This is a genomic window from Pseudomonas sp. H1_A03 (genome assembly GCF_054685145.1).
This window is the reverse complement of record NZ_CP162829.1, coordinates 2804647-2822908: the sequence shown is the minus strand read 5'-3', so window position 1 is coordinate 2822908 and position 18262 is coordinate 2804647. Positions and strand designations below refer to the sequence as shown.

Below are 18262 nucleotides of genomic sequence, written 5' to 3'. Positions count from 1 at the left end.
TACCCAAGGATCAGGATGCTCGACCTACGCAAGCTGCGGTACTTTCTGACGGTCGCTGAAGAATTGCACTTCGGTCGCGCGGCCATTCGCCTGCACCTGGCTCAGCCACCGCTGACCCGGCAGATCTCGGCGCTGGAAACCGAGCTGGGCTTCAAGCTGTTTGATCGCACCAGCCGCACCGTCACCCTCACCGCTCAAGGCCGGTCATTCCTGCCCTACGCGCGCGGCGTGCTGGAGCAGGTGGAGCTGGCGCAGGTGATTGCCAGCAAACTGGCTGCGGGCACCGCCGGGCAGCTGGCGTTGGGGTATGTCAGCTCGATTGCCTTGTCGGACTTGTTCAGCCAGACGATCCAGGCGTTTGCGCAACGTTTTCCCGACGTGCAGCTGACTTTGGTGGAGTGCGCCTCCGGCAGCCTGGGCGCACACGTGGCGGATGGGCGGCTGGATATCGGGTTGAGTCGCCTGCTACCGCAAGGCGAAGAGGTGCAAGTGCTGTCTTTGGGTGACGAAAGGCTGGTCGCAGCAGTGTCCAGTGAAAACCCGATGGCCAGTCTGCCAAGTGTCAGTCTGGCGCAACTGAGCGCCTATCCAGTGATTCTGTTTCCTGCGGATTTTGGATCGGGGCTCAACCAGTCCATCGAGCAACTTTACCGGCACCACGGCCAACCGTTACGCCTTGGGCCAACCGGGCGGCAGATCACCTCGATCATAGCGCTAGTAGCGGCTGGGCAAGGTGTGGCGTTGGTGCCGGAATGTACGCAGAGCTTGATGAACAAAGGTGTGACATACAGGCCCCTGGTGGAGGGGGATGCGTGTGCGCCCTTGTTAGTATTGACCCGGTCTGAAACAAAAAGTGTGCTGGTTGATGCGTTTCTCACTGTCATTGCACAGTCCCTACACACTCGGTAACTCCCTCGCAAACCCCGCAATACCTCTCCCCGGCGCCATTCCCAGGCGCTCATACACTGCATTGACCACCTGACAGGAAGCCGGTCATCGGCCACTGGTAGGTAGAGTGTTGATAATTCCAATTCAGTGGTTATAGTCACCACCATCACACACCACAAGGAGGTGCTGTGGATAGCCGATATTTAATAGGTCACATCGTTGCGGACGGTTGGTATCTGGTGCGCATCAAAGGCAGTCATCACCACTTCAAACACCCGACAAAACCGGGGCTGGTGACGATTCCACATCCAAAGAAGGACCTGTTGGACAAGACCGCCAAGAGCATTTTGAAACAAGCTCTGTTGAGTTAATCGTCCGAGGAGGACAACAGACATGCTTTACCCGATTGCAATTTCAACCGGCGACGACGATCACGCCTGGGGTGTAGAAGTGCCGGATATTCCGGGCTGCTATTCCGCCGGCGACGATTTGGACGACGCCATGGCCATGGCCCGCGAAGCCATCGAAGGGCACTTCGAGATTCTCGCGGAAGACGGTGCAGCGATTCCCAGTGCGCAAAAGGTCACCTTGCATGCCGCCAATCCTCAGTATGCAGGCTGCACCTGGGCAGTCGTGGACATTGATGTCACCAAGTACCTGGGCAAAGCGCAGAAGCTCAATATCACGCTGCCCGGTTATCTGCTGAACCGCATCGATGAATATGTGCTGCATCACCCTGAAGAAAAAAGCCGTTCGGGGTTTCTGGCCTCAGCAGCGCTGAAAGTGCTTCAGCAGGGGCATTGATTAAGCCCATCCCTACAGGGACCAGAAAGTTCTCCTATCACCATGGGAAACCTTAACCAGAAACAGGACAAAGCAGAATGCTCCCGCGCGGACAAAAAACGTCGACGCAGGTCTTTAGAAAAGTCGTAGGGCTGGTGCTGATCATCCCACTGCTGGCCCCACTGATGCCTATTCCCACGATAGGCCTGGGCCGTTTTGTATTGATAGCGGCAGTTGCCGGGTCTATTTATGGCGCGTGGTACGCAAGGCAGCACGCCGGTCGAGGCCTGACAATCGGCGCGACCATCATCGCTCTACTCAATCTTGGCTCATTGGTCGCACTGTCAACGCCCTCGATAGTCTGGTTTGTCTACTTGGTCTCCTCGGTCTATGGGTCGGGCAATTGGATTCACTGGCGCTTTTAGCGGGCGTAGAATTACACCGCAAGAAACAAGGTTCCCCCACGGTTCGCAGGACGGATAATGGCGCCCTACAGCATCAAGGATTATGCCCATGCCTTATGAATACAAGCTCATGCCCTCCCCTGTGGGCCAGCTCACCCTGGTGGCGCGCAATGGCAAACTCGGCGCCATCCTGTGGGAAACAGAGCGCGCCAACCGTGTGCGCCTGGGTGAGTTGCACGAGGCCAATGACAGCCCGGTGCTGTTGGAAGCCGAACGCCAACTCAAGGAGTACTTCGCCGGTACCCGTAACCGATTCGAGCTGGAACTGGACTTCGATGGCACCGACTTCCAGAAACAAGTCTGGCAAGCGCTGCTGACCATTCCTTTCGGCGAAACCCGCAGCTACAGCCAGATCGCCCAGCAGATCGGCAACCCGAAAGCCGTACGTGCGGTGGGCGCAGCCAATGGGCGGAATCCGATCTCGATCATTGCGCCGTGCCATCGAGTCATCGGTGCGTCGGGCGGGCTGACCGGGTTCGCCGGCGGGCTGCAAGCCAAGCAGTATTTGCTGGCACTGGAAGGCACGGGCCAGGCGCAATTAGCCTTCTAAAAAAACAGCCGCCGACAAAAACGTACACCGTTGTTCATCAGGCGAAATGTAAAAAGAAATTTCAAAGAATCCCTGCGGTCCATTATTTCATCACCCCCTACCAAGGAAACCGGTCATGAAATTCTCCACAGTCTCCCAATCCCTGTCCCGCTGGGCCGGCAGCCCACGCACGTTCTACGCGGCGGTGGCGTTGATCCTGGCGTGGAGCCTGAGCGGGCCGTATTTCCACTACAACGACACCTGGCAACTGATCATCAATACCTCGACCACCATCATCACGTTTTTGATGGTGTTCCTGATCCAGAACACGCAGAACCGCGACAACGACATCCTGCATATCAAGATCGATGAACTGCTACGCGTGTCCAAGGATGCTCAAAACGCTGTGCTCAGCCTGGACGGCCTGGACCGTAAAGAATTGGAAAAACTGCGCCAGGAATACCGTAGCATTGGCAAGGCTGGCACTGTGAGCCTGAACAGCAGTTGTGGCCATGCTGCCGACGATGCAGGGCCGAAAAAAACTGATTTGAACCAGGCATAAAAAACGGCGGTTGGAGAAGATCCAACCGCCGTTTTTCATTTCAAGTGACGAACTCAACCGTCGCCTTGATGGCCTTTAGCGTAGGTGGACGCCAAGGCACGGGCTTTCTGCAAACGCTCCTCCAACTTAGGCAGCGTCTCGTCCACCAGGGCTTTTATTTCAGGTACATCCGATGCCGCGCCTTCCCGTTTGAACAGGGCGATGGCGTCTTCGTTTTCCTTCACCTGTTGCGCGGTGTAGGCCGCATCAAAGGAATCGCCGTCCTTGAGTTCAGGCATCAGGGTTTCGGCTTTATCGACGATTTTCTCCCGCGGCGCCACGGGCAAGTCGAGCTTCTTGGCAATGGCCGCCAGATGCTGGTTGGCCAGGGTGCGCTCGTTGATCACCTCGATGGTGTAGTCCTTGATTTCCTGGGACGAAGTTTTGGCATGGGCCATGCGACTGGTTTCGATATCGGCCATACCTTTGGCCGAAGCCTGCTCGATGAATTCAGCAGGCGACTGGGCGAAAGCATTGCTGGCGCCGAGGCCCAGCAGCATCGCGAAACTGGCGGTGCGTAACCGGATAGCCATGCGGCTCATGATGGGTTCCTCCAGGGCAAAAATAGGTGCGGGAGAACACAGCCCGCCCTCAATTCGAATTTTCAGGGCAGCAAAGGTTTAGAAAAAACTTTCCAGTGCGACGAACGGTCATCTTCGAGCCCGGCTGGTTTGCTGCCTGCCTAACCCGCCAACACGTGCGCTTGAGCGTTTACGCGCCTGCCCGTCCTACGGGTAAAACGTCATTCCGGCATAAGGCTTTGCGCGGCACGCTTGTAGCCGTGAGGCCAGGTCGCCGACATGGGCTTCGAGCTTGTGACCATCGGGGTCGAGAAAATAGAACGAAGCGCCCTCACTGCGGTTGTCGCGCCACTCTTCAACATCAACCGCTCGCAGGCGCTCGATCAGCGCGGCGAAATCAGCCGCAGCGACGGTAAACGCATAGTGGGTGTAATCGGCGGCTGGATTCGCGTCGCGCAATGGATCGAGCGATAAACACAGCCATAAACCCGGCAGTGAGAGGTAGGCGCCGGCGTCCCAGGTGGCGTCGAGCTGAAGTTGCAACAGCTCATGGTAGAAGCAGACGCTGCGATCCAGATCGGTGACGGCCAGGGTCAGGTGGTTGAAGCCTGAGAGCATGTTGTTGTTCCTGTCAGCGGTGGTCTTCGGACAATACACCCTGCACCTGCCCAATCAACCACTGCAACCCCGAATCCCCACCCCGCCGTGCATGCCACGCCAATTCAAATGCAAACGACGGAATATGAAACGGCGGCAGCACCGCCAGCAAGTGCTGATGATCGATATCGAGCACGCCACGGGACGACACCGTAAGGATCAGGTCCGTGCCCCGTATCAACTGCGGTGCCACCCCCCAGTGCGGCAGGCTGATCGCCACATGCCGCCGTTCCCGGATCGCCGTCAACGCCCGCTCGATTTCCGGCGTACCGCTGCCGCGCATTTCCAACAACACATGCGGCCGTGACAGGTAGGTGGGCAAATCCAGCGTACCGTCCTCCGGCAGACTGCTGCGGTCCACCAGGCAGGTGTAGTGCTCTTCGAACAGCGGCGTAGTACGCAGCTCGGCGGGCGTGTCGGGGAAAACACCCGCCGCCAGGTCGAGGTCGCCATTAAGCACCCCATCCACCATGCCTTCACGGCTGGCCTGGATGATTTGCAGATCGATACCCGGTGCTTCATTGCGCAGCGTACGCACCAGAGCGGGTAGCAAAATCGCCGCGCTGTAGTCAGACATCGCCACGCGGAACCTGCGCTTGGCCGATGCCGGCTCAAAGCGATTCGGCGCCAGCAGGGCTTGCACCTGGGCCAGGGCTTCAGCCAGTGGCGTGGCCAATTCCAGCGCGCGGGCGGTCGGCACCAAACTACCGCCCTGACGCACCAGCAGCGGATCGCCGAGCAGGTCACGCAAGCGCGCCAGCGCATGGCTGACCGCCGGTTGGCTCAGGTGCAGACGCTCGGCGGCACGGGTGACGTGTTGCTCGCTGAGCAAGGCGTCGAGGATCACCAACAGATTGAGGTCGATGCGGCGCAGATCATTCATCAGCTGCATGCTCACCATAAGAACTTGGAATTTAAATTTGCACGACGAATAGCCTAGAGTCCAGCAAAACCTCTGGGAGATTTGAAATGACAACATTGCATTGGGTGGGTTTATTGGCGCTGGCCGTGATTGCCGGGGCCGTGGTGCCGTTTCAGAGTGCGATCAACGCCAACCTCGGGCGCGGGCTCGGCCACCCGTTGTGGGCCACCCTGGCGTCGCTGCTGGTGAGCATCATCGTGTTGCTGCCGGTGATTATCGCGATGCGTTTACCGCTGCCGAGCCTGACGTTTGTCACCCAGGCGCCCCTGTGGACGTGGGCGGGTGGCGCGTTCGGCGTGTGCTTTATTTCCCTGGCGTTGATGTTATTGCCTAAGCTCGGCGCCTCGGGGTTTATCGCGTTGGCCATGGCCGGGCAGATTCTTGCGTCACTGGCCCTCGATCACTTTGGCCTGTTCGGCCTGGCTGAGCGCCAACTGACAACGCCCCGCGTGCTGGGGGCGTTGTTGTTGATTGGCGGGGTGGTGTTGATTCAGTTCAGCGCCTCCCCCGCCCGTGCATTGTCAACGGCGAGCTGATCAGCCTTTGTCGAGTGTGCGCAGCTTCTGCGGCAGGCCCCACAGCAAGAGCGCCGCCGCCAACAGCGCACACACGCCAATCACATACAGCGCCGGGGTGGTGCTGCCCGTGAGGTCCTTGATGCGGCCCACCATCACCGGGCTGACAATCCCACCGAACTGCCCGAGGGTGTTGATCACTGCAATACCGCCCGCCGCGCCTGCGCCGGCGCCCGCCAGCAATTTGGGTGGCAGGGTCCAGAAGGTCGGGATCGACGCAATGATGCCTGCGCCCAACATGCCCAGGGCAATGATCAGGAAGGTGGTGTGGTCGGCGAAAATCCCGGCGCTGAAAAAGCCCACCGCACCGAGCACCACCAGGCCGCAGACAAACTTGCGCCGCTCGCCGGTAGCATCCGAGAGTCGCCCGATCACCACCATGCTGATGGCGCCGCACACATACGGAATCGCCGTGAGCAGGCCGATCATCACCGGGCTCTGGGTGCCCGCGCTGCGGATCAGTTGCGGTGCCCAGAAATTGAGGCCGTACGACGCCACCTGAATCAAAAAGTAGATAAAGCCGAGCATCAGGAACCCCGGAATACGGATCGCCGACAGCAACGAGCCACCGTGCTGGTTCGGCTCATGCTTGGCGATACGGCTCGACAGCAACGCTTTCTCCGCCGGCGTCAGCCAATGGGCGTCTTCGATGCGGTCCTTGAGCCGCGTCAGCACCAGGAACCCCAGGCCGATGCACGGCAAGCCGCCGAGCAGGAACAACCAGTGCCAGCCACGCATCTGCAACACGCCGTCGAGGTGTTCCAGTACCAGGCCGGAAAACGGTGCGCCCACCAGGCCCGCAAACGCCGAAGCCAGGAACAGCATTGAGGTGATGCGCCCACGGAAATGCTGCGGGAACCACAGGGTCAGGTAATACAGCACGCCGGGCGCGAAACCCGCCTCCATCGCCCCGATCAGAAAGCGCAGCGCATAGAACTGCCACTCTGCCGTGACAAACACCATGGCCGCCGTCGCCAGGCCCCACGACATCATGATCCGCGCAATCCAGCGCCGCGCACCGACCTTGTACAGCATCATGTTGCTCGGCACTTCGAAGATCACATAACCCACCACAAACAAACCGGCGCCCAGGCCGTAGGCGGTGTCGCTCAGGCTCAGGTCTGCCTGCAACTGAAACTTGGCGAAGCTGATGTTGATCCGGTCAAAAAACGCGAACAGGTAGCACACCATGATCAGCGGCATCAGGCGCCAGGCGACCTTGCTGACCAGGGCTTTTTCGGCATCGATTTCAGCGGCCGGGCGCGTGCCGGCCTCCAACGTATTAGTGCTCATGGTTTCTCTCCAGCGGGCTGCTCACAGGCGCCCAATTGTTTTTGTTGTCTGGTGTAGCGTTACAACGTGGCGATATAGGCCGGCGGCGAGTGCAGGTCGCAATTGCGCCCTGCCTTCGCCACCTGGCCAGGAAGTTCGTGGCCCAACAGGGCCGGCAAGCGGCGGGACATTTGCAGCAGGTGCGGCAGGTCGATACCGGTGTGAATTCCGACTTCCTCGCACAGGTTGACCAAATCTTCGGTGCAGATATTGCCCGACGCCCCCGGCGCAAACGGGCAGCCGCCCAAGCCACCGAGCGCCGCGTCAAAACGACGGGCACCGGCCTCGTACGCGGCCAGCACGTTGCACAACCCCAGGCCGCGGGTGTTGTGAAAATGCAGGGTCAGGTCACTGGCGGAGACGCGCTGCAGCACGCGTTTGACCAGGCGCTCCACCTGACGCGGGTTGGCCATGCCCGTGGTGTCGGCCAGGCTGATACCCTGGATGCCCAGCGCTTGATAGGCCTCGATAATCTGCAGCACGCGGTCTTCGTCGATCTTGCCTTCGAACGGGCAACCAAAGGTGGTGGCGATGCTGCCGTTGAGCCTCACCGGGTGGTCGGCGGCAAAGCTGACGATATCGCCAAACGCCGCCAACGACGCCTCGCAGCGCATGCGCATATTGGCCAGGTTGTGGGTCTGGCTGGCGGACATCACCAGGTTCAGTTCATCGGCGCGAGACTCGATAGCGCGCTGCGCCCCCTTGAGATTCGGGATCAACGCCACATAGATGACACCGGGCTTGCGCCTGATGCCCTGGAACACTTGCTCGCCATCACGCAATGCCGGGATGGCCTTGGGCGAGACAAATGAACCGGCCTCGATCCGCGAAAAGCCCGCCTGGGAAAGCTGGTCGATCAAGGCGATTTTGTCGGCCGTCTCGACCCACGTCGGCTCAATTTGCAGGCCGTCGCGCGGGGACACTTCCTGCACAATCAGCGGGTCGGAATAATCAGAAATCATTGCACCACTCCCGAGCGTTTCAGACGTTGGATATCAGCGCCGGCCAGGCCCAGGCTGCCGAGAATTTCATCCGTGTGTTGCCCCAGGGTCGGGCCCTGCCAGTTCACGCCGCCCGGGGTTTCCGAGAGTTTGGGCACGATGCCGGGCATCTTCACTGACACACCGCCGGGCAACTCGGCAGTGAGCAACATGTCACGCGCCTGGTAGTGCGGGTCGCTGACGATGTCCGCCACCGAATAGATACGCCCGGCCGGCACTTCGGCGGCCTCCAGGGCGCTGAGCACTTGGTCGATGGGCAGGCTGCTGGTCCAGTGGGTGATCGCGGCGTCGAGCAAACCGCTTTGGGCGGCGCGGCCATCGTTGTGGGCAAATGCTGGGGCTTCGGCCAGGTCGGCGCGGCCGATGGTGGTCATCAAGCGCTTGTAGATCGGGTCGCTGTTGCCGGCAATCACCACGTAGGCGCCGTCGGCCGTCAGGTAGGTGTTGGACGGTGCGATGCCCGGCAAAGCGCCGCCACTGCGTTCACGCACATGGCCGAGCATGTCGTATTCCGGCACCAGGCTTTCCATCAGGTTGAACACACTTTCGGCCAGCGACACATCGACAATCTGCCCATCGCCCTGCCCTGTCTTGACCCGCAACAGCGACATCAACGCGCCGATCACGCCGTGCAACGAGGCCAGAGAGTCACCGAGGCTCACGCCGACCCGCGCGGGCGGCGAATCCGGGTTGCCGGTGGTGTAGCGAATGCCGCCCATGGCCTCGCCGATGGCGCCGAAGCCAGGGCGGTCGCGATAAGGGCCGGTCTGGCCATAGCCAGAAATACGCACCAGCGTCAGCTTGGGGTTGAGGGCGTGCAGTACATCCCAACCCAGGCCGAGTTTTTCCAGGCCGCCGGGGCGCAGGTTTTCGATGAGGACGTCGGCGTCGCCGAGCAGCTGCTTGATCAAGTCCAGCCCTTCTGGCGACTTGAGGTCCAACGCCAGGGACTTCTTGTTGCGCGATTGCAGGTACCACCACAGCGACGTGCCTTCGTGCAGCTTTCGCCATTTGCGAAGCGGGTCACCCTGGCCCATGGCTTCGATCTTGATCACCTCCGCGCCAAACTCGGCCATCAGCCGGGCGGCGAACGGCGCGGCAATCAGGGTGCCGATCTCGATCACCTTGATACCGCTCAGGGGAGCCGTCATGGCGTGTACCTCTTATTCTTGGAATGTGCGACCAAGGCTAGAGGACAGGGGCAGAAGAAATCCAACCGTCAGTTGGCAAGGCGCGTTCGCGAAATGCGAACACTGTAGTTCGCTTACACCGGCATCTTGCGCAGATATTCGAACAACAGCCGGCTGACCGGCGACAGCTGTGCCTCATCACGCACCACCAGGATCAGGCTGCGATCCGACCAGTCATCCGTCAACGGCACGGCATGTAACCCCAACGCGCGACCGAAAAGTTCATAGGCCTTTTGCGGCAGGATGCCAATACCCATATTCGCCTGGACCATCCGGCACATCGCATCAAACCCCGGCACATGAATGCGCAGGCGCAGCATCTTGCCCGCCTCGCGCGCGGCGGCGTGGGTGCGCATATTGATGGAGCTGGCGGCGTGCAGGCCGACGTAATCGCTGTCCAGGGTTTCGGCAAATGCCAGGGTTTCCCGGGTTGCCAACGGATGATCCGCCGGCATCAGCACCACCAATTTGTCGTGCCGATACGTCACGCTCGGCAGGCCCTTGGTGTCAGTGTCAATGGAGCAAATCCCCAAGTCCGCCACGCCATCCAGAACGCCTTGCACCACGCCGTTGCTGGGGCGCTCTTCCAAGTCGGTTTTCACTTCGGGGTGCTGCTCGGAAAAGTCCCGCAAATCTTCAGGAAGGAACTGAATGATCGCCGACAGATTGGCCAGCATCCGCACATAGCCGCGCACGCCGTGGCTGTGTTCGCCCAATTCCAGGCCCATCTTTTCGACGTTGAACAGCATCTGCCGTGCATGGTGCAACAGGGTTTCGCCGGCTGCGGTCAGCTCCATGCCCTTGGCCCGCCGCACAAACAGGCTTACGCCCAGCACCTGCTCCAGTTCCATCAAGCGCTTGCTGGCAGCCGAAACGGCAATGGCTTCACGGTTGGCGGCACGGGTCAGCGTACCTTCCTCAAATACCGCGACAAACAATTGCAGCGTGATCAGATCCAGCCGACGCACCAGGCTTTTGTGCATCATCAGCGACGCTCGCTGGCCAACCGATTGATCTCGGCCTGCTCCACCACTGGCTGCGACGCGCCATGACTCGCCGCCTGCAACATAGCCCGGCCGACGGTCTCGGTGCTTACCACCCAACCCGGTTTTATCCGCCGGACAAACGACAACAACGGCCCAAGCACCGAATAGAAGGTCTGGTACAACGGCGTCTTCGAGCGCACGCCATGCAAGGGCTGGATCACCCCCGGTCGAAACAGATACACCGCCTTGAACGGCAGGCGCAGCAGGGCATTCTCGGTCTTGCCCTTGACCCGCGCCCACATCGACTTGCCCGCCTCGGAACTGTCGGTCCCGGCGCCGGATACATAGATAAAGGTCATCTGCGGATTGAGCCGCGCCAGGGTGCTGGCCGCGACCAGAGTGAGGTCATAGGTGAGGTGGGTGTACTTGGTTTCATTCATCCCTGCCGACGAAACGCCGAGGCAGAAGAAGCACGCATCAAAACCTTGCAGCAGGTTTTCCAAAGGTTGGAAATCCAGCATGTCGCCGTGCAACACCTGATGCAGCTTGCCGTGTTCCTGGGTCAAGGGCGTGCGGCCCACGGCGATGACTTCCTGAACGTCGGCGGCCAACAGGCACTCGCGTAGCACGCCCTGACCGACCATGCCGGTGGCGCCGAATAGCAGAACTCTCATAGGGGTACCTCAGCGGCAAGCCGCAAGCTTCAAGCTCAAGTTGAATGCAGTTCAGCCTGTAGCTTACCGCTTGCAGCTCATAACTACCCCATTCAGAACGCGTTACGAAAGATCTCCTCAATCTGACGCTGATCCGCCCGCCGTGGGTTGGTCAAACCACAGGCATCCTTGAGCGCATTGGTCGCCAGCAGCGGAATGTCCTGCAACTTGGCGCCCAATTCTCGCAGGCCCGCCGGGATTTCAACGTCCGAGGCCAGGCTACGAATCGCGGCGATGGCGGCTTGTGCGCCCTCTTCGTCGGTGATGCCCTTGATGTCGGCGCCCAATGCGCGGCCCACGTCGCTCAAGCGTTTGGCGCTGACGCTGGCGTTGAAGCTTTGTACGTGGGGCAGCAACACCGCGTTGCACACGCCGTGGGGCAGATCGTAAAGACCACCCAACTGGTGCGCCATGGCGTGCACGAAGCCCAACGATGCATTGTTGAACGCCATCCCGGCGAGGAACTGCGCGTAGGCCATGTTTTCCCTTGCCGCTTTGTCGCTGCCGTCGCGTACGGCCAGGCGCAGGTTGGCGCTGATCAGTTCGATGGCCTTGATCGCGCAGGCGTCGGTGATCGGTGTAGCGGCCGTGGACACGTAGGCTTCAATCGCGTGGGTCAACGCGTCCATGCCGGTGGCAGCAGTGAGGCCCTTGGGCATGCCGACCATCAGGCTCGGGTCGTTGACCGACAGCAGCGGTGTAACGTTGCGGTCGACGATGGCCATTTTCACGTGGCGGGTTTCGTCGGTGATGATGCAAAAACGGGTCATCTCGCTGGCGGTGCCGGCGGTGGTGTTGATGGCCACCAGTGGCAGTTGCGGTTTGCTCGACTGATCGACGCCTTCGTAGTCGCCGATATGCCCGCCGTTGGTGGCGCACAGGGCGATACCCTTGGCACAGTCATGGGGCGAGCCGCCGCCCAGTGACACCACGAAATCGCAGTCGCTCTGTTGCAACAGCGCCAGGCCTTTCTCGACGTTTTCCACATTGGGGTTGGGCTTGGCGCCGTCGTAGATCACTGAGTCGATGTCCTGCATCGCCAGTTTCTCGGCGATCATGCTCGCTACGCCCGCCTTGGCCAGGCCGGCGTCGGTGACGATCAGTGCCTTGTGAAAGCCGTAGTTGCGGATGGCGATCATGGCTTCGTCGAGGCAGTCGGTGCCCATGATGTTGACGGCGGGAATGAAGAAGGTGCTGCTCATGGCGAATCCTCGGATGACGTTTATGCCTACAGCATCGACCTCACCTGCCTACGCCATCTTGATCAGGATCAACGCCCGCTCGTGATAAAGTCGCCGTCCAGCCGATTTCGAGTAGACCCGCCGCAATGAAGGATTTCCAGGATATTGACGCCCACCTTGAAGACTGGAGCGCACTGCGCAGCAGCACCGACTTCAGCGGGATTCTGATCGGCAACGGCGCAAGCCGCGCGATTTGGGAAGACTTTGCCTACGATTCGCTGTTCGAAAACGCCCGCACCGTCGAAGAAAAACCCCTGAGCCCCTCCGAGCTCAGCGTGTTCGATGCCCTGCAAACCCGCAGTTTCGAGCAGGCGCTGGGTGCATTGAAAACCACCAGTCGGGTCAACAAGGCCCTGGCGGTCAGCTCGGCGGCGCCGCGTAATCGCTATTACGCGATCAAGGAAGCCTTGATCAATACCATCCACACCGTGCACATCCCATGGCGCCTGGTGCAGCCGTCGACGTTGGCAACGATCAACAGCGAACTGGCCAATTACGCGACGGTGTTCACCAGCAACTACGACTTGCTCAACTATTGGGCGATCCTGCACACGCCGGGCATCGACGACTTGTTCCGCAGCGCCGACGCCAGCTTCGACCTGCGCAACACCCATACAAGCGCCACGCGCATCCTCTACCTGCATGGCGGTCTGCACCTGGTGCGCAACCTTGATGGCACCGCGCGCAAATTGCCGACCACCGACAGCACGTTGCTCAGCAGTTTTGCCATCAACAACACGATCAAGACCCTCGACGATGTTCCGCTGTTTGTCAGCGAAGGCAAGGTTGAGGAGAAGCTCAAGACCATCCGCAGTTCGGACTATCTGTCGTTTTGCTATGAGCAGTTGCTGACGCATGAGGGCGCGCTGTGCATCTTTGGCCATGACTTGGGACCGCAGGATAAGCATCTGGTGGATGCGATTCGCCAAGCCAAACTGACGACCCTGGCGATCTCGGTTTCGGGGCGCAGCGATGGGTTTATTCGGCAGCAGAAACGGCGGTATTCGGAGTTATTTGATGGCACTGGCGTGGAGCTGAAGTTCTTCGCGGCGCGTACGCATCCATTGGGTAATTCTGCACTGTCAGTCCCCGTCGAACGCTGATCCCCTGAACGAAGGAGATCAACTGTGAGAGCGGGCTTGCTCGCGAATGCGGTGTAACAGTCAACAGATCCGCTGTCTGACCCACCGCTTTCGCGAGCAAGCCCGCTCCCACATTTTTGATTGAGGACATCTGTTACAGAGAGACAAATAGCAATAATTCTCGATATCATTCACGACTTTTCCAAATCGTGCTTCGTCCAGAAGGATATCCATGTCTCGTCCCAAGCCCGACCCGTTGTCGGCCGATGCCTTTCGCGGGTTTTATACAGATATCCTGTATTTCCTGCGCAGACGCACGGACAACGCCAGCGACGCGGCGGACATGACGCAGGATGTCTTTACCCAGTGGCTGGACTACCGCGACCGGGCCAAGGTCGAGCAGCCACGGGCGTTTCTGTTCCAGATGGCGCGCAACCTGCTGCGTGATCACTGGCGCAAACAGAAGGTGCGGCACTCCGTTCACGTTGATCAGGCCGACATGGACGCGGAACCGGTCACCGACGAGCAAAACGACCCCATGGCCGCCGCGCAACGCTTGCAACGCCTGGAACAGTTGAAAGAAGTCCTCGCCGGACTCTCGCCCCGCCGGCGAGAAGCCCTTATGCTGCACCGCTTCGAAGGCTTGAGCCAAGCGCAGATCGCCGAACGCATGGGCATTTCCACCAGCATGGTGGAAAAACACATCGCCTTTGCCCTGCTGCATTGCAAGCGAAGCCTTCAACAAGAACCCGGCACGGAGCAGCCAGAATGAATCGCCTGAGCGACACCGAGCTCTTGGACATCGAAGCCAGCGACGCCATCGATGCCCAAGCCGCCAGCTGGTTTGCCCGCAACCGCAATGACATGGGGCGCGCCGACCGCAAAGCGTTTGCCGCCTGGCAGGCTGAGCCCGCCCATGCCCGCGCCTATGCCGAATTCGAGCAACTGTGGGCCGACCTGGCCCAGTTACAGCAACTGAACAAGCCCGCGACGCTGCCCAAGCGCAAACCGTCGGTATGGCGCCCTGCCCTGGCCGTGGCCGCCGCCTTGCTGTGCGCGGTGCTGGCGACCCACATCGGCGCGCCCCGCGAGCTGTATCACACCCAGGTAACGGCGCACGCCAAAGGCATGCGCACCCTCAACCTGCCCGACGGCAGTACCTTGTATGTGAATGCCAACACCCGCGTGCGTGTGGACTTCACCGCGCACCAGCGCATCGTGCACCTGGACAAGGGCCAGCTGTACATCGAGGTGGCCGCCGACAAGGAACGACCGCTGTTCGTGCAAGCGGGTGAAGCCAGCGTGCGCGTGGTCGGCACCGGCTTTGACGTGCGCCGCAGCCAGCAGCAACTGGTGATCAGCGTCGCCCATGGCCAGGTCGCCTTTGAGCCGGATGCAAAAAGCCCGGTGACGCTGCTTGGCGCCCAGCAACGTGCTACCTACCGCTATGCCAATGGTTCGTTGCAGCAGCAAACCCTTCCCTTCGAGGAAGTCGCTGACTGGCGCAGCGGACACTTGTCGTTTCGCAACCGCGAACTCGCCAGCCTGATCGACGAGTTGAGCCTGTATCGCCCTCAGGCGCCGTTGCAGGTCAGCAACGCCGTGGCGCACCTCAAGGTCTCGGGCAATCTTGATGTGAATGATCCAGACGCCCTGCTCAACGCCCTGCCCGCCCTGTTGCCCGTGAAAACCGTGGCGTCGGCGGACGGCATTATCAAAATCGAACCAAGCAAATAACCGCGCAAATTCTTATTTGAGAATATTTTGCATTCGCAGGTGTGGATTTTTTTATCTACCCCGTCTTCCTCCGGTCTGCATTCAATACGCACGCCTTTTTGGCCATTTGGCCACACCGGGGGATTTCATGTTTCGCGCGCCTTGCCACGCTTCGCACCTGTTGCTTCGACCGACCCTCATCGCCACCTGCCTGGCATTCAGCCTCAGCGCCCAAGCGGAGCCATTCAAGCTGCCCGCCCAGGCCCTGGCGACATCCCTGAGCCAGGTGGCGCAGCAGGCGAAAATCCAGCTGTTGTTCGATGAAGCGCTGTTCAGGAATGTGCAGGCGCCGGCACTCGACGGTGACTTCACCGCGGAAGTGGCGATTCGCACCTTGCTGAAAAATGGTGAGTTCACCCTGATCAAAGTCGGCAACACCTATGTGGTAAGGCCCGAAGAGGCGAAAACTACCCAGAGCGGTGCGATTCAGTTGGACGCCCTGAGCGTGATCGGCACCGGCAACGAGGTCGACTCCAGCACCGTAGGCCGCTCCACCTTGAGCCAGGCCGATATTGACCGTTACCAGCCCGACAACATCCCTTCGCTGTTGCAGACTTTGCCCGGTGTGTTCATGGGCGGCTCACCCAAGCCAGGTGGCCAGACCATGAACATTCGCGGCATGGGCGATGCAGAAGATGTGCCGATGACCGTGGATGGCGCAACCAAAAGTGGCTTCGAGCGCTATCAACAAGGCACGGTCTTCATCGAGCCCGAGTTGATCAAAAGCATTGAGGTGGAGAAAGGCCCTTACTCGCCGTTCACCGGTAACGGCGGCTTCGGCGGCACGGTCAACATGACCACCAAGGATGCGCCAGACCTGCTCAAGGACGGGCGTAACGCCGGGGCGATGGCCAAGTACGGCTACTCCAGCAACACCCACGAACAGGTGTACAGCGGCGCGGTGTATGGCCGCACCGACGATGGTCGCATGGATGGCCTGATTTACCTGACCAAGCGCGACGGCGACGACTTGAAGCTCGCCGGCACTCCGCCCGACCCGCGCAATCAATACCCGATCAACCCCAAGCGCCTGCCCAACAGTGCACAGGATGTAGAGGGCCAACTGTTCAAGGTCAATGCCCACTTTACCGACGAACACAGCATGGGCTTGTCCTACTCCAGTGCCAAAAGCGAGCGCATGGCGCCGTTCTCGGCTAAATCCTACCCGTCACCGCCGACGCAAGCGGCGATCGACCGGTATGGCTACAAAGGCGCGCTGACACGTTTCCTGGCCGACCGTGAAACCGTGGACACCACCTGGTCGGGCAACTACCAGTACCAGCCGCTGAACAACCCATTAATCGACTTGAAGCTCAGCTACTCGTTCTCCAAGACCGACCAGACTGACGAACGCGCCGAAAATGCCGTGATTGGTCTGAGCACCGGTGGACGCAAGATGGAAACGTCTTATGCCGACCGCATCCTTGAGCTGCGCAATATCAGCCTGTTGACCACCGGCCCGCTGGAACACGCAGTGACCACTGGCGTGCAGATCCGCAAGCACGACCGCGAAACCGAAAGCTGGATGCCCGGCGCCACCTACAACACCGCGAGATACAACTATGGGCATTTCCAGCCGTATTTCATGCCCCACGGCAAGGTCGACACAAATTCGTTCTACCTGCAGGACGCGGTCACGCTTGGGGATGTGACCATCACCCCGTCCCTGCGCTATGACCACGTGCGCAACCGCGGCGAAGCCAATGATGCGCCGTACTACAGCAACCCGGACCCGCGCGTCGGCCATGACTACAGCGACCGCACCTACACGGGCTGGTCACCGCGCCTGGCAGCGTTCTGGAACGTGACCCCGGATGTTGCCTTCTTCGCCAGCTGGAACCGCACGTGGCGTGCGCCGGTCATCGATGAACAGTATGAAGTCCAGGGCGCCGCCAGCACGCGCAGCGCCACAAGCCTCAACCTCAAGCCCGAGCGCATTACGGCGATTACCGCGGGCAACGTCACCAACTTCTCGCGCATTTTCACCCGCGATGACAACCTGCAACTGCGCACCACGCTGTTTCACAACCGCATCGAAGACGAGATCATGAAGGCCACCGGCATCGGCTGCGAACGGCAAATGACCGTGCTGGGCAATATCGATACGGTGTGCAACGACACGGCGTCCAGAACCAACTATCGCAACGTCGGCGGCATGACCATCAAGGGCGTCGAGCTCGAAAGCTACTACGATTCGACATACGTGTTCGGCTCCCTGACTTACTCCTGGGCTACAGGTAAACGCGACAACCCCTACACCAACCCTTGGGCTACCGACCGTCATGTGTGGGCGCGGGATATTCCACCGGCCAAATGGGTGGTGGTGCTGGGTACCAAGATACCGAGCTGGGACGCACAAGTGGGCTGGCAGGGCCAGTTCGTGCGCAAGACCGACCGGGTGCCCACCGACATTTACCCTGGTGGATTCAACTCCAGCATCGGCGACTTTATCTACGACCAAACCGAGAACGCCAGTTACGACACCCAGGGCCTGTTCGCCAATTGGAAACCGCAGCAGGCCGGCCTCAAAGGCACCGAGATCAACTTCACCGTCGACAACCTATTCAACCGCAGCTACCAGCCGGCGCTCAGCGGCGAGGGTGTCTACAGCGAAGGGCGCAACGCCAAGATCAGCATCACGCGCTTCTTCTAAATGTGGGAGCCGGGCTTGCCCGCGATGCAGACACCTCGGTGGATCACGTAGGCCTAGGTGATGCTATCGCACTTGTAGTGAGCGGGCTTGCCCCGCGCTGGGCTGCGAAGCGGCCCCAACAAAGGCTGCGCCGAGTTCCAGGTAGGACCAGGTCGCCTGGTTTGGGGCCGCTTCGCAGCCCAGCGCGGGGCAAGCCCGCTCACTACAGGGAGATTTTGCAGCCTTGAAAGTTGTGTAGATACCTGTGGCTATCGCAGGCAAGCCAGCCCCCACCGGGACTCAACTGTACGGATAAATCCGCGCCCAGCTGTAGGCCTGCAATCAGCGGGGGTTGTGGCTAGATGGGTT

General features: G+C 60.3%; 19 protein-coding genes. 10 read left to right on the top strand and 9 right to left on the bottom strand.

Going from position 1 to position 18262, the window contains the following annotated elements; genetic code table 11:
- Positions 1 to 15 precede the first annotated feature (15 nt).
- The 5 genes from AB4O35_RS12990 (at position 16) to AB4O35_RS12970 (ending at position 3226) form a co-directional block, all read left to right on the top strand.
- Positions 16 to 909 carry a LysR family transcriptional regulator gene (locus AB4O35_RS12990; protein WP_065946173.1) on the top strand — a complete coding sequence of 298 codons (894 nt, stop codon included), beginning with the start codon at positions 16 to 18 and terminating at the stop codon, positions 907 to 909.
- Between the two features lie 167 nt (positions 910 to 1076).
- Positions 1077 to 1259 carry a type II toxin-antitoxin system HicA family toxin gene (locus AB4O35_RS12985; RefSeq protein WP_065874722.1) on the top strand — a complete coding sequence of 61 codons (183 nt, stop codon included), beginning with the start codon at positions 1077 to 1079 and terminating at the stop codon, positions 1257 to 1259.
- Positions 1260 to 1281: 22 nt separating this feature from the next.
- A complete protein-coding gene (locus AB4O35_RS12980) occupies positions 1282 to 1692 on the top strand; it encodes a type II toxin-antitoxin system HicB family antitoxin (protein WP_065874721.1) in 411 nt (136 codons plus the stop codon).
- Positions 1693 to 2184: 492 nt separating this feature from the next.
- Entirely contained in the window at positions 2185 to 2685 is a 501-nt protein-coding gene (locus tag AB4O35_RS12975; protein ID WP_065874719.1) for a methylated-DNA--[protein]-cysteine S-methyltransferase, read from the top strand.
- Positions 2686 to 2800: 115 nt separating this feature from the next.
- Positions 2801 to 3226 (top strand): low affinity iron permease family protein, encoded by a 426-nt coding sequence (locus tag AB4O35_RS12970; protein WP_065874718.1) that lies wholly within the window; start codon positions 2801 to 2803, stop codon positions 3224 to 3226.
- 53 nt (positions 3227 to 3279) lie between these two features.
- Here AB4O35_RS12970 and AB4O35_RS12965 read toward each other — a convergent pair whose 3' ends face one another.
- The 3 genes from AB4O35_RS12965 to AB4O35_RS12955 all read right to left on the bottom strand — a co-directional run bounded on the left by AB4O35_RS12965 (position 3280) and on the right by AB4O35_RS12955 (position 5335).
- On the bottom strand, positions 3280 to 3807 hold the full coding sequence (locus AB4O35_RS12965) for a DUF4142 domain-containing protein (protein ID WP_065874717.1): 528 nt from the start codon (positions 3805 to 3807) through the stop codon (positions 3280 to 3282).
- Between the two features lie 186 nt (positions 3808 to 3993).
- Entirely contained in the window at positions 3994 to 4404 is a 411-nt protein-coding gene (gene fos / locus AB4O35_RS12960; RefSeq protein ID WP_065874716.1) for a fosfomycin resistance glutathione transferase, read from the bottom strand.
- 13 nt (positions 4405 to 4417) lie between these two features.
- Entirely contained in the window at positions 4418 to 5335 is a 918-nt protein-coding gene (locus AB4O35_RS12955; protein ID WP_460149619.1) for a LysR substrate-binding domain-containing protein, read from the bottom strand.
- Positions 5336 to 5412: 77 nt separating this feature from the next.
- Between AB4O35_RS12955 and AB4O35_RS12950 the strand changes: the two genes are divergently transcribed.
- Positions 5413 to 5901: a DMT family transporter gene (locus AB4O35_RS12950; protein WP_065874714.1), complete on the top strand. Its 489-nt coding sequence runs from the start codon at positions 5413 to 5415 to the stop codon at positions 5899 to 5901.
- Here the strand turns inward: AB4O35_RS12950 and AB4O35_RS12945 are convergent, their stop codons facing one another.
- The 6 genes from AB4O35_RS12945 to yiaY all read right to left on the bottom strand — a co-directional run bounded on the left by AB4O35_RS12945 (position 5902) and on the right by yiaY (position 12364).
- Positions 5902 to 7233, bottom strand: a complete 1332-nt coding sequence (locus AB4O35_RS12945; protein WP_065874713.1) for an MFS transporter — start codon at positions 7231 to 7233, stop codon at positions 5902 to 5904.
- 59 nt (positions 7234 to 7292) lie between these two features.
- Positions 7293 to 8234 carry a hydroxymethylglutaryl-CoA lyase gene (locus AB4O35_RS12940; protein WP_065890292.1) on the bottom strand — a complete coding sequence of 314 codons (942 nt, stop codon included), beginning with the start codon at positions 8232 to 8234 and terminating at the stop codon, positions 7293 to 7295.
- Complete coding sequence (locus tag AB4O35_RS12935) at positions 8231 to 9424, bottom strand: CaiB/BaiF CoA transferase family protein (RefSeq protein ID WP_065874711.1); 1194 nt, start codon at positions 9422 to 9424, stop codon at positions 8231 to 8233. The genes AB4O35_RS12940 and AB4O35_RS12935 overlap by 4 nt, the downstream gene beginning before the upstream one ends.
- 113 nt (positions 9425 to 9537) lie before the next feature.
- On the bottom strand, positions 9538 to 10449 hold the full coding sequence (locus AB4O35_RS12930; RefSeq protein ID WP_065874710.1) for a LysR family transcriptional regulator: 912 nt from the start codon (positions 10447 to 10449) through the stop codon (positions 9538 to 9540).
- Complete coding sequence (locus AB4O35_RS12925; protein ID WP_065882071.1) at positions 10449 to 11123, bottom strand: NAD(P)H-binding protein; 675 nt, start codon at positions 11121 to 11123, stop codon at positions 10449 to 10451. Before AB4O35_RS12925 ends, AB4O35_RS12930 begins: the two co-directional genes overlap by 1 nt.
- 92 nt (positions 11124 to 11215) lie before the next feature.
- A complete protein-coding gene (gene yiaY, locus AB4O35_RS12920) occupies positions 11216 to 12364 on the bottom strand; it encodes an L-threonine dehydrogenase (RefSeq protein WP_065874708.1) in 1149 nt (382 codons plus the stop codon).
- Positions 12365 to 12489: 125 nt separating this feature from the next.
- Between yiaY and AB4O35_RS12915 the strand changes: the two genes are divergently transcribed.
- The 4 genes from AB4O35_RS12915 (at position 12490) to AB4O35_RS12900 (ending at position 17914) form a co-directional block, all read left to right on the top strand.
- Complete coding sequence (locus AB4O35_RS12915; protein WP_065882069.1) at positions 12490 to 13506, top strand: DUF4917 family protein; 1017 nt, start codon at positions 12490 to 12492, stop codon at positions 13504 to 13506.
- A 211-nt stretch (positions 13507 to 13717) separates the two neighbouring features.
- A complete protein-coding gene (locus AB4O35_RS12910) occupies positions 13718 to 14257 on the top strand; it encodes an RNA polymerase sigma factor (RefSeq protein ID WP_065890281.1) in 540 nt (179 codons plus the stop codon).
- Positions 14254 to 15222, top strand: coding sequence for a FecR family protein (locus tag AB4O35_RS12905; RefSeq protein ID WP_065882067.1), 969 nt, complete (start codon positions 14254 to 14256; stop codon positions 15220 to 15222). The genes AB4O35_RS12910 and AB4O35_RS12905 overlap by 4 nt, the downstream gene beginning before the upstream one ends.
- A gap of 127 nt (positions 15223 to 15349) precedes the next feature.
- Entirely contained in the window at positions 15350 to 17914 is a 2565-nt protein-coding gene (locus AB4O35_RS12900; RefSeq protein ID WP_065946175.1) for a TonB-dependent receptor, read from the top strand.
- The last annotated feature ends 348 nt before the right edge of the window (positions 17915 to 18262 follow it).